Genomic DNA, 20164 nt, shown 5'->3' with positions numbered 1-20164 from the left:
CATGGAGCAGAGGCGGGCACGTCGATGCTGCCGGTAGGCGTCGACGCTATCCGCCGACCAGTGCACTGGAGTGGCCGATCGTTGTAGTGACGACCTTGATCTTGCCGGTGATACTGATCTCGGTGGCCGATGTTCCCATGGGACCGATTGCCCGGAGTCCCGACGTGGCGTCCGCGGGTCCTGCGATCGTGCTCTCGATCTGAATGTTCGTCGCCGGTGGCATCAACGCTGTGACCGGGGTGTCGCGCCGACACCATCTGCGACCGCCCCCCACCACCGTTAGCACGGCTGCCCTAGAGACGAGGACACGTTATGACTGCGCCCGCCAAAGTTGACTTCGCGCTGTTTGCGCAGATTGGAGCCGAGTCGGCCCGCATCTGTGACGGGCTCACCGACGCGCAGTGGGAGGCGCCGAGCAACTGCGCCGGGTGGAAAGTCAAGCACCTCGTGGCTCATCAGGCGAGCGGGACGACCTATTCGTTCCTGAAAATTCTCGGATACCTGCTGCGCTACCGCGAGCCGGCCAAAGTCGGACATCACATGGCGCTGGACATGGGCAACTCAATGAGCCGGGCCGAGGTCGTCGCGGAGTTCCGTCGCGGCCACGCGGACAAGCCTGCGAACCTGTTCGTCAGGATTTCGGACGTGAAGCACGGCGTGCTCGACGCCGCCATTCACCTGCAGGATCTGCGACGTTCGGTCGGCGACCGTGGCGAGATCCCACGAGAGCTGAAGGAAACCTTGTTCGACCTCATCCCCGTCACGGCCGGCGCCACCGGCACCAAGGCCGTGGTCGCCGGGCTGACCCTGCGGGCAACCGACCTCGGTCGCAGCGTCGGCAGCGGCCCCGTTGTGCAGGGGCCCTTCGAAGCGATCATGATGGCCGCGGGCGGCCGCAAGGAAGCGTTGTCCGAGTTGTCCGGCCCAGGCCTCGAAGCGCTTCGGGAACGCATCGGCGCCACTGATGCTCCCATGGATGGCAAGGGATTCGAAGGGCAAGGCCGGGACGGTGCTGGTCTTCACTCCTCATGAGTGGAGCGCCTTCGTCGAGGTCGCCAAGGCAGGAACGTTTGACCAGTCCTGACGGAACATCCCGATGGAGCGAAAGGCGATCCCAGTCAGGGGCCGCCTTTCGTGGTTTCGGACAAGGGCACGGAGCCGTCAGCGGACGGCGAGACAATGAGGAACGCCGCCGGTCGCGTCCGTGTCCAGGGAGGACGGCCGGCCTGAGATCCTTGATGTTCTCGACCATGGTCGGGGTGGCTCTCGAACCTGATCTTCATCGATGTAGTGCCGATACGGCATGCGGACTGGACCGGTGGCACCCGCGGACCACGCCACCGACGGTGGTACATGCGTACCCGTCACGTGGTCCGTCCGGGGACCGGAGTCCACCGATAGTCCACTCCCGACGGTCTGACCCCGGGCGTAGGTTCCGCACTGTGCGAGGTCACCGATGCGACGGCGACGGCGGGACCGTGCGCAATCGCGAAGTGGATTAAACGCACCCTAAATGTCGCGTAGGGGATTCCCTGACGGGTGGGCGAAGGAGCAGGTCAAACGCTATCCCGCGGGCAACGGCTCAGGGCGGCCCAGGTGGGCTGCACATTTTGTGCAAACCAGCCGTACGGCTGTCACTACCCTGACCGATCGTGGGGGGCCACATGGAGGTTCGTAACCGCGACATCGGTCGTCGGGTCAGTTACTGGCGTTCCCGCCGGGGACTGACCCGACAGCAGTTCGCCGACCTGGTCGGTCGGTCCATGAGCTGGGTGGACAAAGTGGAGAGCGGCCAGCGTGGGCTGGTGCGCCTGCCGATGCTCGAAGCCGTCGCCGACGCGCTCCAGATCGACGTCGCGGCGCTGACCGACGACGACGCGGCTCACCGGGCCGTCACGCGCCCGGATTCGGTGGAGGTGCGCGCGATCCGGGCGGCGCTGTCGTCGTACACGGTGATCCTCGGCGGCGCGGACGCGCCGCCCGACCTGGTCAAGCTGCGTGGCCAGGTCGACTACGCCTGCGCGGCCTGGCTGTCGTCGCACTTCGGGACTCTGGGCCGGGTGCTGCCAGGGATCATCACGGCCTCCCAGCGGGCCGTCGCCACGCTGAGCGGGGACGAACGGCTGGAAGCCACGCGCTGTCTGGTGATGAGCTACCGGCTCGCCTCGTCGACGCTGCTCAAACTGGAGGCGCCCGAGCTGGCCTGGCTGGCCGCCGACCGGGCCATGCTGGCCGCCCGCTGCACCGACGACCCCGTGTGCCTGGCTCGCGCGACCCGCAGCGCCGCCCGCGCCATGGCCTGCCTCGGGCAACCCCGGGAAGCCCTGGACGCGCTCATCGCCATGGCCGACCGGATGGAGTCCGCGCTCGCCAGACCCGACCCGAACCTGCTGTCGTTGTACGGGATGCTGCTGCTGCCCGCCGAGATCGTCGCCGCGCAGAACGGCGACGCCGACACCGCGCTGACCATGCACCGCCGGGCCGACCAGGTCGCCCACCGCCTGACGCCCGGCTACTGTGATCCGGTCACGGCGTTCGGGGTCACCAACGTCGCCCTGCACCGGCTCGCCGCCCTCGTACGCATGGAGGAGGGCGGCCGGGCGGTGGCGTTCGCCCGTACGATCGAGCCTCAGTCGCTGGTCCGGCTGCCGCGCGAGCGCAAGGCGGCGTACCTGCTCGACATGGCGGAGGCGCACCGGCAGTGCCGGCACTACTCGGAAGCCACCGCCGCCGTACTGCGGGCCGAGCAGATCGCGCCCGACGAGGTACGCCGGCGCCCCTCCACCCACACGCTGATCCGCCGGCTGCTCAGCGTCAGCTCCGGGGAGGCCGCGCTGCTGCTGCGCCGGCTCGCCGACCGGGCCGGCGTCATCCCGTGACGGCCAGCCACGGACCCGCGCCCACTGTGACGGTGAGCCCGGTCGCGGTGAGTCCAGGGCGCCCAGCTACTTGCGGCTATTTGCGGCGGCCGAACATCGCCCGCATCGCGGCCAGAATCAACACCGTGCCGACGACGATCCCGAGCAGCCGCATACCGCCGATCGCCGCGGTTTCGGGGGACGCGAGCGGAGTCAGAGCCATGCGTCAATGGTCGCACCCGCGCGTAGCGCGCAGGGGGAGTGGACCGCACCCGTCGGTGTGGGTCTCACCGGGCCGACGGCGCGGTGTCGCGGTGGCTGTCGGAGGTGGCCGGCGTGCCGGGCACGGCGGCCACCCGTCCGCTACGCCCTGGGCTTGAGCAGAACCTTGACGGTGCCCTCCCGCTTCTGCTGGAAGTTCTCGTACGCCTTGGGCGCCTGGTCGAGCGACATGTGGTGGGTCGCGAAGTGGTCCACGCCGAGCGGGTCCTCGTCGGTCAGCAGCGGCATGATGTCGTCGACCCAGGTCCGCACGTTGGCCTGCCCCATGCGCACCTCGACCTGCTTGTCGAAGATCTCCAGCATGGGCAGCGGGTCGGCCAGGCCGCCGTACACGCCGATGACGGAGACCGTGCCGCCCCGGCGTACCGTGTCGACGGCGGTGTACAGCGCCGCCAGCCGGTCCACACCCGTCTTCTCCGCCAGCTTGGCGACCATCGAGTCGACCGGACCCGCGCCGAGCTTCTCGCCGAGTTTGGTGCGCGGCGAGCCGTGCGCCTCCATGCCGACCGCGTCGATCACCGAGTCCGGCCCGCGTCCCGACGTCATCTCCCGGATGGTGGCGACGATGTCGTCGTGGTCGTTGAGGTTCAACGTCTCCACGCCGTTGTCCCGGGCCCGGTCCAACCGCTCCGGGACCAGGTCGACGCCGATCACCCGGGCCGCGCCCCGGTGCATCGCGATCCGGGTGCACATGTCACCGATCGGCCCCAGCCCGAAGACGACCACGCTGCCGCCGGGCGGGATGGCCGCGTACTCGACGGCCTGCCAGGCAGTGGGCAGCACGTCCGACAGGTACACGAACCGGTCGTCCGGCGGGCCGTCGGGCACCTTGATCGGCCCGAACTCCGCGTACGGCACCCGCACCAGCTCGGCCTGCGAGCCCGGCACCTGCCCGTACAGCTTGGTGTAGCCGAACAGCGCCGCGCCCATGTTGTACTCGCGGACCTGGGTGGTCTCGCACTGCGTCGGCAGGCCCTCCAGGCACATGAAGCAGTGCCCGCACGCGATCTGGAACGGGACGACCACGCGGTCGCCGGTCTTGAGCGTGTTGACCCCGGGGCCGACCTCCAGCACCTCACCCATCGCCTCGTGGCCGAGGATGTCGCCCTCGGACATGTACTCGCCCAGCATCTCGTACAGGTGCAGGTCCGAACCGCAGATGCCGGCCGACGTGACCTGGATGATGGCGTCCTCCGGCTCCAGGATGGCCGGATCGGGGACCGTGTCGACACGTACGTCCCGCTTGCCGTGCCAGGTGACTGCCTTCATCGCCGCTTCCCTCCCGGTCTGATCGGGCGGCGGCACCGACCTCCCCGTCGGGCGGCGTCCGACCGCGCCCGCAGTCCTCTCGGTCTCTGCGGGCGGCTACCCGCATGGGATCAGGCGAAACCGGGCAGCTGCTCCATGATCACGCCGCCCCCGGCGCCGTCTCGTGGCGAGGGTCGTACGCGGCGCGGGTCACCGGCAGCCCCCGCTGCCGGGCCAGTCCGGCGAGGGTGACCGCGTCGCGCACGGCGGCACCGCCGGGGTCGTTGTTGAAGTACACGTACACCTCGCCGTCGGCGTCGAACGTGGCGGCGATCCGGTCGAGCCAGGTGCCCAGCGCCGCCCGCCCGTACCCCGGGCGCGGCTGGGCCCGCCCCTCGTGCAGGCGCAGGTAGCCCCAGTCCGCTGTGCGCCAAAGTGGCGTGACCGGCCGTCCCAGCCGGTCGGCCCAGCACAGCGCCGCGCCGCGGCGGGTCAGCGTGTCCCTGATCGCCGGCGTCCACCAGGATTCGTGGCGCGGCTCGACGGCCACCTTGACGTGCGGCGGGAACTCCGCGAGGGCGGCGTCGAGGAGGCCCGCGTCGGCGCGCAGGTTCGGTGGTAGCTGCAGCAGGACGGGGCCGAGCTTGGACCCCAGGCCGGCCGCGCGGTCCAGGAACCGGGCCACCGGCTCCTGGGGATCGCGCAGGCGCTTGATGTGAGTGAGGTAGCGGCTCATCTTCACCGCCACCACGAAGTCGTCGGGCGTGCGCGCACGCCAGTCGGCGAACGTGCTGCGCTCCGGCAGGCGGTAGAACGCGTTGTTGACCTCGACGGTCGCGAAGGCGGCCGCGTACCGCTCCAGCCACTGCCGCTGCGGCAGGTCGCGCGGGTACAGCCGGCCGCGCCAGTCGCGGTACTGCCAGCCGGAGGTTCCCACCAGAATCACATCTACGGGCGTACCCGCTCGGAGCGGTCGCTACGCCGACGGCCTGCCGGTGTCGCTCACCACCGACCGGCGGCCGTCGCCGGCCCCAGCGTCGGGCGCGAGGTGCGCGAGCGCTCCGGTCAGTTCGAGCACCCGCCGGACGAGCCCGGTCGCGTTCGTCACCATGAGTACGCAGCCGTTACGGCTGGTCGTGCGGTACGCCCGGTTGAGGGCGGCGACCCCGGTGGAGTCGATGAACTGCAGGCTCGCGAGGTCAACCTCGATCAGCCCGGTCGGCTCCGACTCGGCCAGCCGGCACAGCATGGTGCCGAACGGACCGGCGGCGGAGACGTCCATCTCGCCCGCGGTTACCACCGAAACGCTCCGGCCCACCCTGTCAACGGTGTAGATGAACGTCATCTGCCTCCCCAATCGACGCTGATTGTCGGCATCCATATTGTTCGCTACGCTCGGCCGGTCCGCATTTCCTGCCGTGTCGCATAGGTGACGCCCACCTGCCCGTGGAACGTTGCGCGACTCCTAGGCTTTTCCAAGGAACGGGCGCAAGGATGGCGGGAACCGTCAGCCACTCCGACAGGAGGCCAGTGTGCCCGACACTGTCAACGGGTTACCCCTGCACCCGCTCGTCGTCCACGCTGTCGTCGTACTGCTGCCGTTGGCCTGCCTGGGTGTCATCGCCGTCGCGCTGCGCGGTGCCTGGCGAGCCAGGTACGGCGCGCTGGTCGTGCTGCTGACGGCGGTGGCCACGGCGGCCATTCCGGTCGCGACCAGCAGCGGCGAGAACCTGGAGCGCCGGGTCGGCAACCCGGGGGAGCACGCCGAGCTCGGCGACAGCCTCATCTGGTTCGCGCTGCCGCTGCTGGTGGTGTCCGTGGCGCTGGTCCTGCTGCACCGGCGTACCGCGCGGGCCGTCGTGTCCGCTCCGGCGAGCGCGCCGGTCGCCGCGCCCGCGACGGTGGGGTCACCGGTCACCACGTCCGCCGCGTCCGGTGCGCCGGCGGCACCGGCGGAGACGCCGGCAGCCCCGACCCGGTCGCCGGTCGCGATCGTCGTCGCGGTGCTGGCGGTGGTGATCGCCGTGGCCACCCTCGTGCAGGTGTACCGGGTGGGTGACAGCGGTGCGCGGGTGGTCTGGCAGGGCACGGTGAGCTCGCAGACCGGGGACCGCTGAGCCTGGCGCCGGTCGGCTCGTGCCGGTCGGATCGTGTGCCGGGAGGCCGTCCGGCAGGGGCTAGGAGGTCATGATCCGGTCGGCGATCCGCTTGGCGGCGTTGCTCGGAATGGCGAAGCCGACGCCGATGTTGCCGTCGCTCTGGCCGGCGGTGGCGATTGCGGTGTTGACGCCGACCACCCGCCCGGCCCGGTCGACCAGCGCGCCGCCTGAGTTGCCCGGGTTGATGGCGGCGTCGGTCTGGATCGCGTCCGAAATGGAGAAGGTGGTCGAGTTGTCCCGGCCCGCGGCCCGCAGGTCCCGGTGCAGCGCGCTGACGATCCCGGCGGTCACCGTCCCCTGCAGCCCGAGCGGGCTCCCGATGGCCAGTACCGTGTCTCCGACCTGGACCTTCTGGCTGTCACCGAACTTCGCGGCGCTGAGCCCGGGTACCCCGCTGGCCCGGACCACCGCGACGTCGTGCGCCGTGTCCGCCCCCACGATGCCGGCCGTCGCCGTCCGGCCACCGGCGAAGGTCAGCTGGACCGACCGGCCGCGCGCCATCGACACCACGTGATTGTTGGTGAGCACGTAACCGTCGGTGTTGAGGATGATGCCGGAGCCCTCGGCGGCGCCGGCGTCGATCGACACGACGCTCGGCTGCACGGCCGCGGCCACGGCGGCCAGCGAGTACCGTTCGACCACCCCGGTGGCCGACGCGCCGAAGCTCGTCGACAGCGGGCTGGCGAGGTCCATCCGGTGTGCCACGTACCCGCCGGTCACCCCGGCGCACACCATGAGCGCGAACGTGACGAGCCCGGTGGCCAGGCGGGCGCGCCATCGGCCGGCCGGCGCGGCGGTCACCGGCCGGTTCCGGTACGGCTGGTCGGGCAGCCAGCGCGGCAGGTGCGGCTGGTCGGGCAGCCAGCGCGGCAGGTACGGCTCGTTGGGCATCCATCGCGGCAGGAAGCCGGCCGGCGGCTCCGGCCGGGGCGACGCGGGATGCGTCGGTGGCCCCCCGGGCTGCTCGGGAGCGGGTTCGATGGGTGTCATAGATCCAGCGTCGCGCGGTGAGCTTTGCGCGTGCTGACGTCGGGCTGGGAGGTGGCTGAGACTGCGTGGCCACGGCTCCGCCGTTGCCACCCGGCGCCGGTTACGGTGGACCCATGGCGGTTGTGAAGATCAACGCGATAGAGGTGCCGGAGGGTGCCGGTCCGGAGCTGGAGAGCCGGTTCGCGGCGCGGCACCGGGCGGTCGAGGGCGCACCCGGGTTTCTCGGCTTCGAGCTGCTGCGGCCCGTGAAGGGCGAGAACCGCTACTTCGTCTACACCCGCTGGGAGAGCGAGGAGGCCTTCCAGGCCTGGGCCAGCAGTGGGGCCAAGGAGGCGCACGCCGGGCAGCGGGAGCGGCCGGTCGCGACCGGCGCGACGCTGCTCGAGTTCGAGGTCGTGCAGAGGAGCGGTCCCGCCGACGCCAGCTAGGCGGCACTCGGCGTACTGCCTGCACCGTTCCGCGCTCCGCCGATAACCTAGCATCCTAGGATGGCCTACGCGATGTGGCGCCCGCCACTGAACGCGGATAGCGCCGGAAGAGGCCCGGCCCCGGGCAGCGCGGAGCGGCCGGACGCGGTCGGTCATTTGCGGAACGGGGGCCGGCGGCGTGATCCGGGGCCGGCGGCAAGACCAGGGGCCGGCGGCGTGATGCGGGGGCCGGCGGCGTCCCGTCCAACGCGGCAGCCGGCAAGGCGGTGTCCGCGGGCTCCACGGGCTTGTCGAAAACGTCGCGCCGAGACTGATGTGGCCGTCGTGCGGGGCCCGGGTGACCCCGGTCGGCGCCCCGCACGACGGCCGCTCCCCAGGTCCCCATGGGGGAGTCGCGCGGTTCATCAGTACCGTCGGCAGGCGCAGGTGTCGGTTGAGGATTTCCCCGCGTGCGCATGGGCGGCAGGCGCGGCGATCAGCGCCAGCGTTGCGCTAGCGACGTATTCAGCGCCTCATAACGTCGCTAGCCCAACGCTGGGGTACATCACAGCGCAGCGCACCCGGCGCCGGGCGGCGCGCTGTGACGTTGTCGCGGTCGCCGTGCGGTGGTAGATCGTGCTTCGACGGGTACACAGCCCGTGGACGCCGTGTCGCTGGGAGCGCCGTTGGGCACCGCTGAAGCTGCCAACGCACTGACCGGCCCGGCGTCGACACCAGCGACAACTGCACCGCGGGATGGGCGATGGACAAGGAACAGCCACCGTACGAGCGTCCGCTGAGCCGGGAGCTGCCGGAGCCGCCGGGCGGCCCGGTGGAGGTGCCCGAGCTGAGGGTCGACGAGCCGCCGCGTCGGGACAGCCCGGACGAGGACGTCAGCGAGGAGGCCGGCCTGCCGGAGCCGCCGGACTGAGGCGCGCCGCGGTCAGGCGGAGTACACCCGGCGCCACCGTACGGGCAATTCGTCGTCGCCGGTCACCTCGCCGGTCGTCCGGAGGTGGTGCAGGTGCGCGACCGTTTCGGCGAGCGCCATCCGGCGTAGCATCCCGCTCAGCCCGGCCCACCCGCGTGACCAGGTGAGCTGCGCGGCGACCTGCCATGCGGTGGCGTCGCCGAGCCCGTCGAGCGCCTTGACGATCTCGTCGCAGCGTTCCCGGTGGTGTCCGATCAGGAACCGGGCGCGGGTGTCGAGCTGGCGGAACCGGTACTCGTGCGCGGGCAGCGCCTCGCAGTCGGCGTAGGTCGCGACCTGCTCCAGCGAGCGCAGGTAGTCCGAGAGCGGGTCGTTCTCGTGCGGGCCGTGCACCCCGATGTTCGGGCTGATCCGCGGTAGCAGGTGGTCGCCGGTCAGCAGCACGCCGGCCTCGCGGTCGTGCAGGCACAGGTGTCCGGGCGTATGGCCGGGGGTCCAGACCGCCCGGACCGTGCGGCCGGGGACGGGCAGCTTCTCACCGTCGTTGACCAGCCGGTCCGGTTCGGCCATGGCCAGGTGCGGGGCCATGCGGTCCGGGTCGAGGCGGACGTCGGGGATCTCGCTCTCGGGTACGCCGCCTGCGCGCAGCCACTCGCGGTCGGCCGCGGTGCCCGCGCCACCCCACAGCCGTGCGGGCAGGGTGTCCCGCTCGGCGGGGTGCATGGCGACCCAGGCGCCGCTGGTCTCGCGCAGCCAGCCGCTGAGCCCGTGGTGGTCGGGGTGGACGTGGGTGACCACGACTCCCGTCACGTCGCCGGTGCCGGCGCCCGCCGCCGCCAGCCCCGCCAGGACGGCGTCGCGGCCCGCGTCGGAGTCCCAGCCGGGATCGACGGCCACCACCCCCGCGTCGTCGACGAACAGGTAGCAGAGGGTGTAACGCAGGGGATTGTCCGGGATGGGCACCGGTACCGACCACAGGCCGGGTCGGACCCGCTCCACGGGCGGGAGGGTCTTCGTCCGCCAGGCGTCGCGTTGCGTCACACCGGTTACCAGCACTATGTCGTCCTCGGTCACTGCGATTGATCCGAACGGAATTTTTCTGAACGATACCCGTCCGAAACTGGAGGCGCGACGCGGGCGGCGCCGGGGTACGGGTGCTCAGGCCTCCGTGCCGCCGGCGTCCGGCGCCACGACGGCCCGTAGCACGAAGTCGACGAGCCGGAGCGCGTACCGCTCGGGGTGGGTCGCGAGCTGTGCCCGCCGGTCGGCCGGCGTGGTGAGCGCATGGGTCATCGCGCCGCCCACGAGGGTGTCCAGCAGGAGGGTCACCGACGTCGTGCCGGGAAGCTCGCCCCGGTCGATGCCGCGACGCACGATCCCGCGGGCGGCCAGTACCTGCGACTGCCGGACCCGTTCGTAGTGCTCCGCCACGCCGGGGATGGCGCCGCCCTCGAGCATCAGCCGGAGCGCGGCGCGACCGGTGTCACCGGCGTAGCTCTCCAGCGTCTGCTGTGCGAGCTGGATCAGGTCGCCGCGCAGGGTGCCGGTGTCGACGTCGCTCACGCGTGCCAGGCCGACGGTGAGAGCTTCGCTGAGCAGCGCTTCCTTGCCGCTCCAGCGCAGATACAGCGAGGCCTTGCCGACCCCGGCCCGCCGGGCGACCGCCTCCATGCTGAAGCCGGCCCAGCCCACCTCGCCGAACAGTTCGAGCGCGGCGTGCGCGACCCGGCGGTCGACGCCGGGGTCGCGGGGCCTGCCGGGCGCGTGGGCGACGGTCACCGCTACACCTTCTCACGTGCGCTCATACGCCGGAGGGTGCCACGGCTGCGTCCCGAGCCGTGGCACCCTCCGGTACCGCGCATGTCGATCAGAGACGGTCGTACTGGTACAGGTTGTAATCGCGCATGAGCGCCTGCACCTTGGCCACATAGCTCCCGTCGGTGGCGTAGCCGGCCTTCCAGATCTGGTAGAGGAACTGGTCGGCGTCGTTGCTGTGGCTGAACGCCGGCTTGTATCGGCTGTTCGTGGTCAGGAACAGGCCGTGGTCGCGGAACGAGTCGGCGGCCGACGCGTACGTGCGGAAGCTGGCGTAGGTCGGGTAGCAGTTCGGGGTGCACTCGTAGGTGGCGTAGGTGTGGCAGCCGTTGGCGATCGGGCCGGGGCTGCCCCCGAAGCACTTGATCCCGAAGAAGTTGCGATCCTTGGCCGCCAGACCGCTGCGGCCCCAGCCGCTCTCCAGGATCGACTGCGCGATGGTGACCGAGGCGGGGACACCGAACTCACGGTAGCCGGCCTGGGCGGGGGCGACCGAGGCCGCAATGTACTGCGCGTTGGTCATGCTGCCGACCGGGCCGGTGCCGCCCGCGACAGGGGCGCCGCCGGCGCAGGTGGGCAGGCTGGCCGTGGTCTGCACGTACGCGTGGGAGACGTAGTTGCCGCTGGTGAGCTTGTCCCACTGGCTGCTCGCGCGGACCGCGCCGCTGACGTAGTCGCCGCCGACGGCGCAGGTCAGGGTGAGGGAGCCGCCGTTGGCGACCTGGCCGGCGCGGCTCGCGCCGGTGCTCGGGCCGGTACGGACGTTGAGCGGGCCGCCCTCGGTGTGTGCCGTTGCGGGGTAGGTAGCCGGGGTCGGGCTGGACGCCGGCGTCGTGCTGTCGCACGCCGGCAGCGTCTGGTCGGTCTGTACGTAGGCGTGCGAGACGTAGCCGCCGGTGGCGAGCTTGTCCCACTGGCTGCTGGCGCGGACGGCGCCGCGGACGTAGTCGCCGCCGACCTGGCAGGTCAGGGTGAGGGAGCCGCCGTTGGCGACCTGGCCGGCGACGCTGGCGCCGGTGGTCGGGCCGGTGCGGACGTTGAGCGGGCCGCCCTCGGTGTGCGCGGTGGCGGTGTGACCGGCCGGCTGCGTCGGGGCCGGGCTGGACACCGGCGTCGGGCTGGACACCGGTGTCGTGCTGGACACCGGCGTCGTGCTGTCGCATGCCGGCAGCGTCTGGGCGGTCTGTACGTAGGCGTGCGAGACGTAGCCCCCGGTGGCGAGCTTGTCCCACTGACTGCTGGCGCGGACCGCGCCGCTGATGTAGTCGCCACCGACTTGGCAGGTCAGGGTGAGCGCGGAGCCGTTGGCGAGGGTCGCGGTCAGCGCGGACCGCGCGCTGGGGGCACTGCGGACGTTGAGCGGGCCGCCCTCGGTACGCACGTTCGCGCCGGTGGGGCTGGTCGCCGCGGCGTCCAGCGACGCGCATGACGGCAGGGAAGCTCCGGTCTGGACGTAGGCGTGCGACACCCAGCGGCCGTTGGTGAGGCGGTCCCACTGCGCGGTGCTCCGGACCGCGCCCGAGATGTACTGTCCGGATGTCTGGCAGGCGAGGGAGACCACGGCGCCGTTGCCGACCCGGTCGGCGACGGCGGTCTGTGTCGAGGGTCCGACGCGTACGTTGAGCGGCCCGCCGGCCGTCCGTACTGTCGCGCTCACGCCGGACGAGGCTGCGGCGGCTGCCACGTTGGTGCCGAGCGCGGTACCGGTTGTCGTGGTCGCGACGAGCGCCCCCAACAGCAGCCGTCGGAGGTTCGGGTTCATGAGAAGAAGGGCCTTTCGTGCCGGTTCGATATCGACGTTCGGCTGAGGCGGTTGTCGAACCGGTTGGCGAAAGGTTGCCGGTTAGTTGCATAGCGGAAGTTTCGATGCATCGTTTAAACCGCTGGTACAACCAAAAGTTCAGGGAGAGAAATGAATACGGATCCTCAGAAAGTCGTCCTAGTCGGGCAGGGCTACGTCGGACTGCCTCTCGCGATGGCGGCGGTTGAGGCGGGTTTCGACGTGGTCGGTATCGACCTGGACGCGACCCGGGTGAAGAAGCTCAATGCTGGTGAGTCCTTCGTGGAGGACATCACGAGCGAGCGGCTCGCCGCCGCGCTGGGGACCGGCCGCTACCGTGCCAGCCAGGACTACGCCGACGCCGTCGGCTTCGACTTCTGCGTCATCACCGTGCCGACCCCGCTGCGCGAGGGCATTCCCGACCTGAGCTACATCGAGGACGCGGGTCGGGCCATCGCCGATCACGTGCGCCCCGGATGCACGGTGATCCTCGAGTCGACGACCTACCCCGGAACGACCGACGAGCTGCTGGAGCCGCTCATCGCCAGCCGCACCGGTCTGCGGGCGCCGGAGGACTACCACCTCGGGTACTCGCCGGAGCGCATCGACCCCGGTAACCCGAAGTTCCACCTCGAGAACACCCCGAAGGTCGTCTCCGGCCTGGACCAGGCCTCGCTGGAGCGGGTGCAGGGCTTCTACGGCAAGCTCGTCGAGCGCACCGTCCCGGTCACGAGCACGCGCACCGCGGAGCTGACCAAGCTGCTGGAGAACACGTTCCGGCACGTCAACATCGCCCTGGTCAACGAGCTGGCCATCTTCGCCGGTCAGCTCGGGGTGGACGTGTGGGAGGCGATCGACGCCGCGGCGTCCAAGCCGTTCGGGTTCATGCCGTTCCGGCCCGGCCCGGGCGTGGGCGGCCACTGCCTGCCCATCGACCCGTCGTACCTGTCCTGGCAGGTCAAGCGCACGCTCGGGCACAACTTCCGGTTCATCGAGCTGGCCAACGACGTCAACGACCGGATGCCCGAGCACGTCGTACAGCGCCTGATCGCCGGCCTGAACACCCGGCGCAAGCCGGTCAACGGCAGCCGGATGCTGCTGCTGGGCCTGGCGTACAAGAAGAACGTCGGTGACTGCCGGGAGTCGCCGGCGATCCTGGTGGCCGAGGCGCTGCGCAAGCTCGGCGCGGACGTGCGCGCGGTGGAGCCCTACGCCGAGTCCGGGCACCTGCCGGCGGGTGTGCCGATCGTCGAGCTGACCGCGGAGGAGGTGGCCGCGGCGGACGCCGTGGTGATCCTCACCGACCACGACGTCTTCGACTACGAGATGGTCGGTTCGTCGGGCACGTACGTCTTCGACACCCGCAACCGCTGCAGTGGAGATCACGTAGAGCGGCTGTGACGCCCGGGGCGCGGGGCCCGTACGATAGATACATCATGTATCCATCTGCTACGGGTCCCGCACCCAGCTCCGGACTGTCCGCAACCACCCGCGCGTACCAGCACGTCAAGCGCGCCATCCTCGAGCAGCTGTACCCGGGAGGCACGCTGCTCACCGAAGCCGAGATCGCCGACGCGGTCGGGGTCTCCCGTACCCCGGTGCGCGAAGCGCTGCTCCGGCTGGAGGGGGAGGGGCTCGTCGCGCTGTACCCCAAGCGCGGCGCGCTCGTGCTCCCGGTTTCCGCCCGCGAGGTCGACGAGGTCATCGAGGCCAGGCTGCTCGTCGAGGGGCACGCCGCCACCCGGGCCTGGGCCCGGCGATCCGAACTGGTCGCCACCCTCGAACCCCTGCTGCGCGCGATGCGCGACGCCCGCACGGCCGGGGACGTCCCCGCGTTCATGGAGGCCGACCGGGCCTTCCACGCCGCCGTCGTCGAGGCCGCCGGCAACCGCATCCTCGCCGACCTCTACCACCGGCTGCGCGACCGGCAGATGCGCATGGGCGTGGCCTCGATGCGCCTGTCGCCCGACCGCATGGACCGCGCGCTCGCCGACCACGGCGCCATGCTCACCGCGCTGCGTGGCGACTCGCTCGACCACTTCACCCACCTGGTGCACGAGCACGTCGCCACCACCGCCGGCAACCTCCACGGAGCGCAGGCGTGAGCACACCGATCACCGGTCCGGCGAAGAAGGCGCTCCTGGTGTGGGGCGCCGGCGTGTTCGCGTACGCGGTCGCCGTCTTCCACCGCTCCTCGCTCGGCGTCGCCGGCGTGCAGGCCGCCGACCGGTTCGGCATCGGCGCGTCGATGCTCGCCCTGTTCTCGGTCGGGCAGCTGGTCGTGTACGCGGCGATGCAGGTGCCGGTCGGGATCCTGCTCGACCGGTTCGGCTCGCGGCGCCTGCTCGTCGTCGGCGGCACGCTCATGGCCGCCGGCCAGCTGTTGTTCTCGGTCACCTCCGACGTGCGCCTGGCCATCGCCGCCCGGGTGCTCATCGGGCTCGGCGACGCGACGACGTTCATCAGCGTGATCCGGGTGGTCGCCCTGTGGTTCCCGCCGCGCCGCAACCCGCTGATGGTCCAGCTCACCGGCGTCGTCGGCCAGCTCGGCTCGCTGGCGTCGGCCGTACCCCTGGTCGTGCTCCTGCACCGCGCGGGCTGGACGGCGACCTTCCTCATGGCGGCCGGGCTGGGCGTCGTCGCGGTCGTGCTCGTCGTCGTCGCGCTGCGCGACCGGCCGTACACCGGCGAGCCGACGGCGGCGCCGCCCTCCCGTGTCGCCGCACAGGCCGGGCTGCGCGCCGCCTGGTCGGAGCCCGGGACCCGGCTCGGCCTGTGGACGCACTTCGTCACCCAGTTCCCCGGCACGGTGTTCGCCCTGCTGTGGGGGTACCCGTTCCTGGTCACCGGCGAAGGGGTGGCGCCGGCGACCGCCGCGCTGCTGCTGTCGGTGCTGACCGTCGGGGGCATCGTTTTCGGCCCGCTGATCGCCAACTTCTGCGGCCGCGTTCCCTACCACCGCTCCCGCATGGTGCTCGGCATCTCCGCCGGCACGGCCGCGGCGTGGGGCGCGGTGCTGCTGTGGCCGGGCCACGCCCCGCTGTGGCTGCTCGCCCTGCTCACCGTGGTGCTCGCGGTCACCGGCCCCGGCGCGATGATCGGGTTCGACTACGCGCGCACCTTCAACCCGGCCCACCGCATCGGCGGGGCGACCGGCATCGTCAACGTCGGCGGGTTCGTCGCCGCGATCGTGTCGATCGTGGGGATCGGCGTGGTCCTCGATGTCCTCACCCCGGGCTCCGCCGGCAACCACTACTCCCTGACCGCGTTCCGCTGGGCGTTCGCGGTGCAGTACGTGGTGTGGGGGATCGGAGCGGTGCAGGTCGTGCGGTACCGCAACGCCGCGCGCCGGGCCTTGGCCGAGCGCGACCCCGAGGGGTTCGCCGCGCTGCGCCGGGGCGGGCTGGCCGCCGCGATCGCGGACTGACCTCCCCGAGCACGGACTGATCGCCCCGAACACGGACTGACCGCCGCAACCGCGGACCGATCGCCGGCTGCTGCGAATGTCCGCCGTCGATGCGCATATTTACGCCGAGCATGGGAAGGGACGCGCCGACGACGGACCGAAGGCGGGGGTGACGCGGTGGCCATCCGGGCGGCGCTGCGCTGGCTGCGCAGGGAGCTCCACAAGGTGTGCTGGCCCGCTGCCGAGGCGCTGAGGCGCCGGCAATGGCACCGGTTCGCGCTGGCCGCGTTCTCCGCGCTGCTGGTGACCGGGCTCGGGTGCGCCTTCCGGACGCCCGGCGGCCACGCGTTCGTCGAGGCGTACGCCATCACCCGGCCCGCCGACGGGTGGGCCACCGTGGCGCTGCGGCTGCCCCTGTCGATGTTCGCGCCGGCCGCGCTGCTGCCGTTCTGGTTCGCGGTGGTGCAGGTAGCCGTGGTGTACGGGGCGGCGCAGGCGGTTCTGGGCTGGTGGCGGACCGTTCTGGTGGCCGCGGTCGGGCACACGCTCGCCACCTGTTCGGCGCACCTGTGGATCCTGCTCGGTCGCCCGCTGGGCGTCGGGCACGGGTACGACCACTTCGGCGACGCCGGGCCGTCGGTGGCGGTCGTGACCGTCATCGCGTACGTCGCGGTCACCCGCTGCGCCGGCTGGCTGGTGGGGGTCCTCGTCGCCTACGACGCGATCGAGCTCACCGTGTTCAACGGACTGTCGCAGCGCGAGCATCTGCTCGGCGCGGTGGTCGGCGCGCTCTGCGCGGCCGGCCGGGTCGCCGTGAGCCGGCCGACCCGCGGCGCGGCCGCGGGTCGGGGCGTGGACGGAGCAGACCTGGTCGAGCCGGTGTCTCAGACGCTGGCGGCCCGGGCCAGGTCGTTGCCGTAACCCGGCAGGGTGCGGAACCACTCGAGCGTCCGCTCCAGCCCGAACTCGAGCGGCTCGGTGGTGATGCCCGGGAACAGCGCACGCAGCCGCGCGTTGGCGGCCTGCGAGTCACGCACGTCGCCCGGTCGCGGCGCGACGTGATCGACCTCCAGCGGCCGGCCGAGCAGCGCCGACAGCTTGTCGATCAGTTCCAGCAGCGAGGTCCGGGTGCCGAAGGCCAGGTTGACCGGCGTATCCGAGCAGACCCGCCCGATCGCGGCGTCGGCGAGTACCCGCGCGACCGTTCCCACGTAGGTGAAGTCGCGGGTCTGCTTGCCGTCGCCCTGCACCCGCAGCGGCTCGCCGCGCAGCGCCGCATCGATGAAGGCCGGGATGACCGCGGCGTAGGCGTGCCCGGCAGCCTGCAGCGGCCCGTACACGTTGAAGAACCGCAGGGCCAGCGTCGGCATGCCGTACGACGCGGCGTACGCCAGGGCGTACCCCTCGGTGGCGAGCTTGCTGACCGCGTACGGGCTCAGCGGCCGGGTGGCGAGGTCCTCGTGCTTGGGCAGTTCGGCGATCGACCCGTACACCGACGACGACGACGCGACCACCGCGTACGCCCCCGCCTGCCGGCAGGCTTCCAGGACGTACAGGGTGCCGGTCGCGTTGGCCTCGTGGCTGGCGACAGGGTCGGCCACCGACCGGGGCACGGACGGGCGGGCGGCGAGGTGCACGACCGCGTCGGCGCCGCTGACCACGTCGCTGAGCAGCGACCGGTCCAGGATGCTGCCTTCGACCAGTTCGGCCGACACGCCGGTGAGGTTGTCGGCGCTGCCGGTGCTCAGGTTGTCGAGCGCCACGACCTGGCTGACGCCCGGCCGGCTCGCAAGCTCGCGGCACAGGTTCGCGCCGATGAATCCGGCACCACCGGTCACGACGACCTTCATGGGTTTGTGTCCTCTCTCGTCCGGGTCGGCATCTACCAGCCCCGCTCGTGCGCGATCCGGGTGTACAGCCCGTCGGTGTCGGCGACCAGGCGTTGTGCGGCGAACCGGTCGACCGTCACTTCCCGCGCCTGCTTGCTCATAAGCAGCCGCAGGTCGTCGTCGGTGAGCAGGCGGATCACCTGCGTGGCCAACTGTTCGCCGTCGCACCCGGCGAGCAGCCCGGTCTCGCCGTCGACCACGACCTCGGCGACGCTGCCGACGTTCGTGGCGACCGCGGGCACCCCGGCCAGTCCCGATTCGATCAGAGATACTGGCATACCTTCGTTGTCGGACGTCAGAAGCGTGACGTCCGACGCGGCGTACACCGTCTCGACGTCGCCGCGCCAGCCGAGGATCCGGACGGTGTCGCCGAGGTCGGCGGTCGCCTCGACCAGGTCACCGAGCAGATCGCCTTCTCCACAAACGGCAAATGTGGCCTCCGGGATGCTGGCCCGCACCGTACGGACAACCTCTACGAACCGGTCGGGCCGTTTGATACCGGTAATTCGGCCGACGTAGGCGATGACCGGCCCGTCCGCCGGCAGGCCGAGCTCGGCGCGCGCCTGTTCGCGCGGCGGCGCCGGCGGCAGGACGGTGCCGGGCGGGACGACCACGTACTGGTCGGGCCGGCCGATCCCGGCGGCGAGCAGGTCGTCGCGCACCTGGGAACCGACGGCCACCAGGCGGTCGGTGCGCCGGGCGAGGGCCCGCTCGGTACGGACGACCATCCTGGTCACGGCGGGGGAGAAGTACCCGTGCAGCAGGTGGCCGTGGAAGGTGTGCACCCGGGCCGGCACCCGCGCGATCGAGGCCGCGACCCGCCCGAGGGTGCCGGCCTTGGCGGTGTGGGTGTGCACGATGTGCGGCCGGAACCGGCGCATCTCACTGACGAGGTGGGCGAGCGCGCGCACGTCGTCACCCGGGCGTACCGACCGGCCCAGCCCGGGCACGTGGTGCACCGAGAGGTCCGGAGCGCGCAGCCGCAGGTAGTCGGCTTCGTCCGCGCCGACCGCCCCCGCGTATAGCCGCTGTTCGAAGCGGTCGGGATCAAGAGACCGCATGAGTGCGGTAACCTGCAGCGCCGGACCGCCGACGTTCATCCGGGCGATCACGCGCATCACCCGCAGGCGCTGGTCACGGACGCCGTCGGCGGCGGCTCGCGCGTCGAATTCCATATCAACGGACGATACAGGTCTAAAAGGTATTATCTGCGACATGTCTCCCAATCCGCGTGGCTCGACTACCTCGCCCTCAGGCGCCGCGCCCGGCACGCTGGCCGCCCCGGTCAGCCTGTTCATCGGCCGGCTCGGGCTCGGGGGAGCCGAGAAGCAGGTGGTCCTGCTCGCCGAGGGGCTGCACCGGCGCGGCGTCGACACGACGGTGCTCGTCATGTTCGACGGTGGCGAGCGCGAAGAGGAGCTTAGATCAGCCGGCGTTCCCGTTGTCCACCTAGGATTCCGTCGCCGGCCGTTCACCCCGGCCATGCTGTGGGGCAACTTGCGGGCGTTCGGGCGGCTTGTCGGGCATCTGCGCCGCAAGCGCGTGGGCGTGCTGCACGCGTTCCTGTTCCACAGCTACGTCCTGGCCGCGCCGGCCGCCCGGCTGGCGCGGGTACCGGTCTTCATCGCCGGCCGGCGCAGCCTCGGCCACTTCAAGCGCGGGCGGCGCTGGGTCTACGCGCTCGAGCGCGCGGCGACCTCGGTGACCGACCTGCTGATCGCCAACGCCGAGGCGGTCGCCGCGGACGCGCGTGACGACGAAGGGGTGGCCGCCGACAAGGTCGTCGTGATCTACAACGGACTGCCCGACGCCGCCTTCACCGACGTCGGCCGTACCCGCACCGCCGACCGTCCGGTCGTGCTGTGCGTGGCCAACCTCAGGTCCGGGAAGGGCCACCCGTACCTGATCGAGGCGGCCGCGGCGCTGCGCGGGCGCGGCCTGGACTTCACCCTCGCCCTGGCCGGCGACGGCCCCGAGCGTCCCGCCCTGGAGGAGCTGGCCGCCCGGCACGGCGTCGATGCGCGCTTCCTCGGCGCCCGCACCGACGTGCCCCGGCTGCTGGCCGACGCCGACGTCTTCGTACTGCCGTCGTTGAGCGAAGGGCTGCCCAACGCCGTCATGGAGGCCATGGCCGCCGGCCGTCCGGTGGTCGCCACCGACGTCGGCGGCACCGGCGAGCTGCTGCGTGGGCGCGGCGTCCTGGTCCCGCCCGGCGACGCCGCGGCGCTCGCCGACGGGCTCGAGCGACTGCTCGCCGACCCGGCGTACGCCGACGCGCTGGCCGCCGCCGCGCAGGACTGGATCCGTGCCAACGCGACCCTGGACAACATGATCAACCGGCATCTCGCCGTCTACACCGAACTTTGGGAGCGCAAATGTGCGGCATAGCGGGGGTCGTA

Annotated in this window: 21 protein-coding genes; 11 read left to right on the top strand and 10 right to left on the bottom strand. The window is 71.7% G+C overall.

Annotated elements, in window-relative coordinates; all coding sequences use genetic code 11:
* Positions 1-312: 312 nt before the first annotated feature.
* The 3 genes from HC031_RS33035 (at position 313) to HC031_RS11270 (ending at position 2879) form a co-directional block, all read left to right on the top strand.
* Positions 313-1032, top strand: coding sequence for a maleylpyruvate isomerase family mycothiol-dependent enzyme (locus HC031_RS33035; protein ID WP_240942381.1), 720 nt, complete (start codon positions 313-315; stop codon positions 1030-1032).
* Positions 1010-1084: a hypothetical protein gene (locus HC031_RS34770; protein ID WP_420813630.1), complete on the top strand. Its 75-nt coding sequence runs from the start codon at positions 1010-1012 to the stop codon at positions 1082-1084. Before HC031_RS33035 ends, HC031_RS34770 begins: the two co-directional genes overlap by 23 nt.
* Before the next feature lie 580 nt (positions 1085-1664).
* On the top strand, positions 1665-2879 hold the full coding sequence (locus tag HC031_RS11270) for a helix-turn-helix domain-containing protein (protein WP_167925200.1): 1215 nt from the start codon (positions 1665-1667) through the stop codon (positions 2877-2879).
* 76 nt (positions 2880-2955) lie between these two features.
* On the opposite strand, the gene HC031_RS33865 is transcribed toward HC031_RS11270, so the two are convergent.
* From HC031_RS33865 to HC031_RS11255, 4 genes are all read right to left on the bottom strand, one after another.
* Positions 2956-3081 carry a hypothetical protein gene (locus HC031_RS33865; protein WP_277349673.1) on the bottom strand — a complete coding sequence of 42 codons (126 nt, stop codon included), beginning with the start codon at positions 3079-3081 and terminating at the stop codon, positions 2956-2958.
* A gap of 140 nt (positions 3082-3221) precedes the next feature.
* Positions 3222-4409: a zinc-dependent alcohol dehydrogenase gene (locus tag HC031_RS11265; RefSeq protein ID WP_167925199.1), complete on the bottom strand. Its 1188-nt coding sequence runs from the start codon at positions 4407-4409 to the stop codon at positions 3222-3224.
* 139 nt (positions 4410-4548) lie between these two features.
* Positions 4549-5334, bottom strand: a complete 786-nt coding sequence (locus tag HC031_RS11260) for a DUF72 domain-containing protein (RefSeq protein WP_167925198.1) — start codon at positions 5332-5334, stop codon at positions 4549-4551.
* A gap of 30 nt (positions 5335-5364) precedes the next feature.
* Complete coding sequence (locus HC031_RS11255) at positions 5365-5733, bottom strand: STAS domain-containing protein (RefSeq protein WP_167925197.1); 369 nt, start codon at positions 5731-5733, stop codon at positions 5365-5367.
* 187 nt (positions 5734-5920) lie between these two features.
* On the opposite strand from HC031_RS11255, the gene HC031_RS11250 reads away from it, so the two are divergent.
* Positions 5921-6505 (top strand): DUF2231 domain-containing protein, encoded by a 585-nt coding sequence (locus HC031_RS11250; protein WP_167925196.1) that lies wholly within the window; start codon positions 5921-5923, stop codon positions 6503-6505.
* A gap of 60 nt (positions 6506-6565) precedes the next feature.
* Here HC031_RS11250 and HC031_RS11245 read toward each other — a convergent pair whose 3' ends face one another.
* On the bottom strand, positions 6566-7537 hold the full coding sequence (locus HC031_RS11245) for a S1C family serine protease (RefSeq protein ID WP_167925195.1): 972 nt from the start codon (positions 7535-7537) through the stop codon (positions 6566-6568).
* 113 nt (positions 7538-7650) lie between these two features.
* Between HC031_RS11245 and HC031_RS11240 the strand changes: the two genes are divergently transcribed.
* Both HC031_RS11240 and HC031_RS11235 read left to right on the top strand, forming a co-directional pair.
* Positions 7651-7965 (top strand): antibiotic biosynthesis monooxygenase family protein, encoded by a 315-nt coding sequence (locus tag HC031_RS11240; RefSeq protein WP_167925194.1) that lies wholly within the window; start codon positions 7651-7653, stop codon positions 7963-7965.
* A 742-nt stretch (positions 7966-8707) separates the two neighbouring features.
* On the top strand, positions 8708-8875 hold the full coding sequence (locus HC031_RS11235) for a hypothetical protein (protein ID WP_167925193.1): 168 nt from the start codon (positions 8708-8710) through the stop codon (positions 8873-8875).
* 12 nt (positions 8876-8887) lie between these two features.
* Here HC031_RS11235 and HC031_RS11230 read toward each other — a convergent pair whose 3' ends face one another.
* The 3 genes from HC031_RS11230 to gsmA form a co-directional block, all read right to left on the bottom strand.
* Positions 8888-9916 carry an MBL fold metallo-hydrolase gene (locus HC031_RS11230; RefSeq protein ID WP_338090596.1) on the bottom strand — a complete coding sequence of 343 codons (1029 nt, stop codon included), beginning with the start codon at positions 9914-9916 and terminating at the stop codon, positions 8888-8890.
* Between the two features lie 117 nt (positions 9917-10033).
* Positions 10034-10654 carry a TetR/AcrR family transcriptional regulator C-terminal ligand-binding domain-containing protein gene (locus HC031_RS34350; protein ID WP_167925192.1) on the bottom strand — a complete coding sequence of 207 codons (621 nt, stop codon included), beginning with the start codon at positions 10652-10654 and terminating at the stop codon, positions 10034-10036.
* Positions 10655-10742: 88 nt separating this feature from the next.
* Positions 10743-12452 (bottom strand): sporangiospore maturation cell wall hydrolase GsmA, encoded by a 1710-nt coding sequence (gene gsmA / locus HC031_RS11220; protein WP_167925191.1) that lies wholly within the window; start codon positions 12450-12452, stop codon positions 10743-10745.
* 150 nt (positions 12453-12602) lie between these two features.
* On the opposite strand from gsmA, the gene HC031_RS11215 reads away from it, so the two are divergent.
* The 4 genes from HC031_RS11215 to HC031_RS11200 all read left to right on the top strand — a co-directional run bounded on the left by HC031_RS11215 (position 12603) and on the right by HC031_RS11200 (position 16797).
* Complete coding sequence (locus HC031_RS11215; protein ID WP_167925190.1) at positions 12603-13871, top strand: nucleotide sugar dehydrogenase; 1269 nt, start codon at positions 12603-12605, stop codon at positions 13869-13871.
* A 35-nt stretch (positions 13872-13906) separates the two neighbouring features.
* On the top strand, positions 13907-14575 hold the full coding sequence (locus HC031_RS11210) for a GntR family transcriptional regulator (RefSeq protein ID WP_167925189.1): 669 nt from the start codon (positions 13907-13909) through the stop codon (positions 14573-14575).
* The gene (locus HC031_RS11205) at positions 14572-15897 is read left to right on the top strand and encodes an MFS transporter (RefSeq protein ID WP_338090595.1); all 1326 of its coding nucleotides are present in this window, start codon (positions 14572-14574) and stop codon (positions 15895-15897) included. The genes HC031_RS11210 and HC031_RS11205 overlap by 4 nt, the downstream gene beginning before the upstream one ends.
* Before the next feature lie 156 nt (positions 15898-16053).
* Positions 16054-16797 carry a hypothetical protein gene (locus tag HC031_RS11200; protein ID WP_167925188.1) on the top strand — a complete coding sequence of 248 codons (744 nt, stop codon included), beginning with the start codon at positions 16054-16056 and terminating at the stop codon, positions 16795-16797.
* On the opposite strand, the gene HC031_RS11195 is transcribed toward HC031_RS11200, so the two are convergent.
* Entirely contained in the window at positions 16761-17726 is a 966-nt protein-coding gene (locus HC031_RS11195) for an NAD-dependent epimerase/dehydratase family protein (RefSeq protein ID WP_167925187.1), read from the bottom strand. The two genes, HC031_RS11200 and HC031_RS11195, sit on opposite strands and share 37 nt — an antisense overlap.
* 32 nt (positions 17727-17758) lie before the next feature.
* Positions 17759-18940: a glycosyltransferase gene (locus tag HC031_RS11190; protein ID WP_167925186.1), complete on the bottom strand. Its 1182-nt coding sequence runs from the start codon at positions 18938-18940 to the stop codon at positions 17759-17761.
* A gap of 40 nt (positions 18941-18980) precedes the next feature.
* Between HC031_RS11190 and HC031_RS11185 the strand changes: the two genes are divergently transcribed.
* The gene (locus HC031_RS11185; protein ID WP_167925185.1) at positions 18981-20153 is read left to right on the top strand and encodes a glycosyltransferase; all 1173 of its coding nucleotides are present in this window, start codon (positions 18981-18983) and stop codon (positions 20151-20153) included.
* Positions 20154-20164 lie beyond the last annotated feature (11 nt).

The sequence above is a fragment of the Planosporangium thailandense genome, from assembly GCF_011947195.1.
GTDB classification, from domain to species: Bacteria; Actinomycetota; Actinomycetes; order Mycobacteriales; family Micromonosporaceae; genus Planosporangium; species Planosporangium thailandense.
Note: the sequence above shows the minus strand (reverse complement) of the source record. Positions and strands in the feature narration are given on the sequence as shown.

Bases quoted from the DNA above. Each gene is read 5' to 3' on its own strand.
- HC031_RS33035 (WP_240942381.1), top strand. From the start codon at position 313: ATGACTGCGCCCGCCAAAGTTGACTTCGCGCTGTTTGCGCAGATTGGA.
- HC031_RS11270 (WP_167925200.1), top strand. From the start codon at position 1,665: ATGGAGGTTCGTAACCGCGACATCGGTCGTCGGGTCAGTTACTGGCGT.
- HC031_RS33865 (WP_277349673.1), bottom strand. From the start codon at position 3,081: ATGGCTCTGACTCCGCTCGCGTCCCCCGAAACCGCGGCGATCGGCGGT.
- HC031_RS11265 (WP_167925199.1), bottom strand. From the start codon at position 4,409: ATGAAGGCAGTCACCTGGCACGGCAAGCGGGACGTACGTGTCGACACG.
- HC031_RS11255 (WP_167925197.1), bottom strand. From the start codon at position 5,733: ATGACGTTCATCTACACCGTTGACAGGGTGGGCCGGAGCGTTTCGGTG.
- HC031_RS11245 (WP_167925195.1), bottom strand. From the start codon at position 7,537: ATGACACCCATCGAACCCGCTCCCGAGCAGCCCGGGGGGCCACCGACG.
- HC031_RS11240 (WP_167925194.1), top strand. From the start codon at position 7,651: ATGGCGGTTGTGAAGATCAACGCGATAGAGGTGCCGGAGGGTGCCGGT.
- HC031_RS11235 (WP_167925193.1), top strand. From the start codon at position 8,708: ATGGACAAGGAACAGCCACCGTACGAGCGTCCGCTGAGCCGGGAGCTG.
- gsmA (WP_167925191.1), bottom strand. From the start codon at position 12,452: ATGAACCCGAACCTCCGACGGCTGCTGTTGGGGGCGCTCGTCGCGACC.
- HC031_RS11215 (WP_167925190.1), top strand. From the start codon at position 12,603: ATGAATACGGATCCTCAGAAAGTCGTCCTAGTCGGGCAGGGCTACGTC.
- HC031_RS11210 (WP_167925189.1), top strand. From the start codon at position 13,907: ATGTATCCATCTGCTACGGGTCCCGCACCCAGCTCCGGACTGTCCGCA.
- HC031_RS11195 (WP_167925187.1), bottom strand. From the start codon at position 17,726: ATGAAGGTCGTCGTGACCGGTGGTGCCGGATTCATCGGCGCGAACCTG.
- HC031_RS11190 (WP_167925186.1), bottom strand. From the start codon at position 18,940: ATGGAATTCGACGCGCGAGCCGCCGCCGACGGCGTCCGTGACCAGCGC.
- HC031_RS11185 (WP_167925185.1), top strand. From the start codon at position 18,981: ATGTCTCCCAATCCGCGTGGCTCGACTACCTCGCCCTCAGGCGCCGCG.